This is a genomic window from Achromobacter sp. DMS1 (assembly GCF_001270295.1).
Window position 1 is genome coordinate 1 of record NZ_LHSJ01000303.1, and the last position, 4,725, is coordinate 4,725.

The 4,725-nt window shown below is 69.4% G+C and carries 3 pseudogenes; all 3 read left to right on the plus strand.

The annotated features are described in order from the left end of the window. Positions 1-774 (plus strand): annotated as a pseudogene (locus AD428_RS25765) (efflux RND transporter periplasmic adaptor subunit); the annotation flags it as partial. Between the two features lie 42 nt (positions 775-816). After that, positions 817-3,916, plus strand: a pseudogene (locus tag AD428_RS23005) (MexW/MexI family multidrug efflux RND transporter permease subunit). A gap of 20 nt (positions 3,917-3,936) precedes the next feature. Further along, positions 3,937-4,725: pseudogene (locus AD428_RS23010) on the plus strand (TolC family protein); the annotation flags it as partial.

Here is a 4,725-nt window from a genome sequence, read left to right on the forward strand (position 1 = left end):
GAGCAGGGCGAGCTGGCCCGGCTCCAGGCGCAAGCGCGCAATGCGCGCGCGGAGCTGGAGCGCACGCGCCGGCTGCTGCCGCAGCAGGCCGCCACGCGCGAGCAGTTCGACCAGGCGCGGGCCGACCACCAGCAGATCGAAGCCGAGATCCGGCGCGTGCAGGCGCTCATCGAACAGAAGCGGGTGCGGGCGCGTTCGACGGCCGGCTCGGCGTGCGCCAGGTCGAGCTGGGCCAGTTCCTGCGCGCGGGCGATCCGCTGGTTTCGCTGACGGACACGGCCTTCATGTACGCCAACCTCACGCTTCCGGAACGCGCGCTTTCGCAGGTGCGCCCGGGCATGCCGGTATCCATCGCCGTAGATGCCCATGGCGGGCGGCGTTTCGCGGGCCGCCTTACCACCATCGAGCCCGTGGTGGATGCCGCACGCGCACGCTGCGTGTGCAGGCCACGCTGCCCAACCCGGACGGCGCGCTGGCGCCGGGCATGTACGCGCAGGGCAAAGTCACGCTGCCGGAGCGCAGGCAGGCCATCGTGGTGCCCGAAACCGCGGTGAGCTACAGCGCCTACGGCGATTCGGTGTACGTGGTGGTTCCGGCCGACAAGGACGCGCGCCCGCCACGGTGCGCCAGGCGTTCGTGAAGACCGGCGAGCGGGTCGACGGGCGCGTCGTGCTCGCCGAGGGCGTCGAGCCGGGCGAGCGCGTGGTGACCTCCGGCCAGATCAAGCTGCACAACGGCGCGGCGGTGGAAATCCTCGCCTCCGACACGCTGGCCCGGCCGCCGGCGGCCCGGCCGTTCATTGAGGCGGGGGCGAAATTGCGATTCACCGATATTTTCGTGCGCGCCCCGTGCTGGCGCTGGTGGTCAGCACGCTGATCCTGCTGATGGGGCTGCGCGCGCTGACCGGCCTGCCGGTGCGGCAGTACCCCCTGACCGAGAACACCACCATCAGCATCGCCACCGAGTATCCCGGCGCCTCGCCGGACCTGATGCAGGGCTTCGTCACCCAGCCCATTGCGCAGTCCGTGGCCACGGTGGAGGGCATCGACTACCTGTCGTCCTCGTCCACCCAGGGGCGCAGCGTGATCAACGTGCGCATGAAGCTGAACGCGGACTCGAACAAGGCCATGACTGAAGTCATGGCCAGGATTAACGAGGTCAAGTACCGGCTGCCGCCCGAAGCCTACGACCCCGTCATCAAGAAATCGTCGGGCGAGGCCACGGCCGTGGCCTACGTGGGATTCTCCAGTTCCACGCTGGGCGCGCCCGCGCTGACCGACTACTTATCCCGCGTGGTGCAGCCGCGGCTCTCGTCTATCGACGGCGTGGCCAGCGTGGACCTCTATGGCGGCCAGAAGCTCGCCATGCGCGTATGGGTGGATGCCGATCGCATGGCCGCGCGCGGCGTGTCGGCCGGCGAGCTGGCGCAGGCGCTGCGCGACAACAACGTGCAGGCCGCGCCCGGCCAGGTCAAGGGGCTGTACGTGGCCGCCAACATCCAGGTGAATACCGATCTGGCGAGCGTGGCGGAATTCCGCGACATGGTGATCAAGCGCGAGGGCGCCACGATCGTGCGGCTGGGCGACGTGGCCACGGTGGAACTGGGCGCGGCGAGCCGCGACGCCAGCGCGCTCATGGACGGCGAGCCGGCGGTGTACTTCGGGCTGAATGCCACGCCGGTCGGCAACCCGCTGGTCATCGTGGAGCAATTGCGGCGCCTGCTGCCGGACATCGAGCGCAACCTGCCTCCGGGCGTCTCGGTGCAGGTGCCGTTCGAGCTGGCGCGCTTCATCAGCGCTTCCATCGACGAGGTGCGGCACACGCTGCTGGAGGCCATTGTCATCGTGGTGGCCGTGATCTTCCTTTGCCTGGGATCGCTGCGCGCGGTGCTGGTGCCGGTGGTCACGATTCCGCTCTCCATGCTGGGCGCCGCGGCCATCATGGCGCTGTTCGGCTTCAGCCTGAATCTGCTCACGCTGCTGGCCATGGTGCTGGCGATCGGACTGGTGGTGGACGACGCCATCGTAGTGGTGGAGAACGTGCACCGGCACATCGAGGAAGGGCAGTCGCCTGTGCGCGCGGCGCTGGTGGGCGCGCGCGAGGTGGCGGGGCCGGTCATCGCCATGACCATCACGCTGGCGGCGGTGTATGCGCCCATCGGCCTCATGGGTGGGCTGACCGGCTCGCTTTTCAAGGAATTCGCTTTCACGCTGGCCGGCGCGGTGGCGGTGTCGGGCGTCATCGCGCTCACCCTGTCCCCCGTGATGAGTTCCTTCCTGCTGCACAGCAAGGTTTCCGAAGGGTGGATGGCGCGCCGCGCCGAGCAGTTCTTCGGCTGGCTGGGGCGGGCATACGGGCGGCTGCTCGACCTCTCCCTGCATCACCGCTGGTTCACCGGCCTGCTGGCCGTGGCCGTGCTGGCCAGCCTGCCGTTCCTGTACAACGCGGCGCAGCGCGAGCTGGCGCCCGTGGAAGACCAGTCCATGGTGCTGACCGCCATCAAGTCGCCGCAGCAGGCCAACATCGATTACGTGGAGCGCTTCGGCAAGAAGTGGGACGACGTCATGAAAACGCTGCCCGAGCAGCGCGGACGCTGGCTCATCAACGGTTCCGACGGCGTGTCCAACAGCATCGGCGGCGTGGACCTGGAGGGCTGGACCCGCCGCCAGCGTTCCGCCGACGCGCTGCAAGGCGAGATCCAGGCCATGGCCAACGACATCGAGGGCAGTAACGTCTTCGCTTTCCAGCTTCCTGCGCTGCCCGGCTCCACCGGCGGCCTGCCGGTGCAGATGGTCATCATGAGCGCGGCCGACTATCCGGTGGTGTTCGAGGCCATGGAAGCGCTCAAGCGCGCCGCGCGCGCGAGCGGGCTGTTCATGGCGGTGGACAGCGACCTGGACTACAACAACCCCGTCGCGCGGATCCGCGTGGACCGCAGCAAGGCCAACAGCCTGGGCGTGACCATGAAAGACGTGGGCGACACCCTGGCGGTGCTGGTCGGCGAAAACTACGTCAACCGCTTCGGCATGGACGGCCGCTCCTACGACGTGATTCCCCAGAGCCCGCGCGGCCAGCGGCTCACCCCCGAGGCGCTCGCGCGCTACTACGTGAAGAGCGCCACCGGCGGGATGGTGCCGCTGTCCAACCTCGTCACGGTGACCATGGGGGTGGAGCCCAACAAGCTCACGCAGTTCGACCAGCGCAACGCCGCCACCTTCCAGGCTATTCCCATGCCGGGCGTGACCATGGGCGATGCGGTGCGGTTCCTGTCGAAACAGGCGCAGTCGCTGCCGGCGGGCTTCAGCTACGACTGGCAATCCGATGCGCGCCAGTACACCGAGGAAGGCTCGGCGCTGATGACCACCTTCGTTTTCGCCATTATCGTGATCTACCTGGTGCTGGCGGCGCAGTATGAAAGCCTGCGCGATCCGTTCATCATCCTGGTCAGCGTGCCCATGTCGATCTGCGGCGCCCTGATCCCGCTGGCGCTGGGGGCGGCCACCATCAACATTTACACCCAGATCGGGCTGGTGACGCTCATCGGGCTCATCAGCAAGCACGGCATCCTGATGGTGGAGTTCGCCAACGAAATGCAGCTGAGCCATGGGCTGGACCGGCGCGCGGCCATGGAACAGGCCGCGCGCATCCGGTTGCGTCCCATTCTCATGACCACCGCCGCCATGGTGGTGGGCCTGGTGCCGCTGCTGTTCGCCACCGGCGCGGGGGCGCACAGCCGCTACAGCCTGGGGCTGGTCATCGTGGTGGGCATGCTGGTGGGCACCTTGTTCACGCTGTTCGTGCTGCCCACCGTGTACACGGTTTTCGCCCGCGACCACCGGGCCGCCGCCGAAACGCCGCGGCGCGCGAACTGGCGCGCGCCCAGGCTCGGGATCGGCAAGACAGCCTGCCAGCCTGAGGAGTCATCATGCAGAACACATTGCCCAAGCTCGTCCGCCGCTGCGCCTGGCTGGCGGCGCCGCCGCGCTGGCCGGCTGCGCCGTGGGGCCCGATTACCGCGCGCCGGGCCGAGGCGCCGGTGCGGCTCGCCAGCCCGGAGCTGGCGCTGTTTTCGCACGAACGCGTGCAGCGCGAGTGGTGGAAGCAGTTGCAGGATCCCCAACTCGACCGGCTGATCGCGTTGGCGCTGGCGCGCAATCACGATATCCGGCTCGCGCAGGCGCGCCTGGCCGAATCGCGCGCGGCGCTGCACGAGAAAACGCTGGACCGCTGGCCCGCGATCACCGCCAGCGGCGGCTACGAGCGCAGCCTGTCGCAGTTGAATCCCGGCGCGGCGGGCGAACGCAACCTGGCGCGCAGCTATCGCGCGGGCTTCGACGCCGCATGGGAGCTCGACTTCTTCGGAAGACTGCGCCGCGCGGAAGAAGGCGCGCAAGCCGCCAGCGAGGCCAGTCGGGCCGATCTGGCCCAGGCCGCAGTGGTGGTGGCCGCCGAGGTGGCGCGCAATTACTTCGCGCTGCGCGGCGCCGAACAGCGCCTGCGCGTGGCCCGCGACAGTCTCGCCAGCCAGCGCGACACCCTGCGCGTGGTGCAGGCGCTGGCGGCCAGCGGCCGGGGCGACGCAGGCGATGTGGCCAGGGCGCGGGCCGAGCTCGCCACCGTCGAGGCCAGCCTGCCGGTGCACGAAACCGAGAGGCGCGTGGCGCTCTACCGTCCTGGCCGTGCTGGCGGGCCTGCGCCCGGCCGAGCTGGGAGAACTGGAGCCGG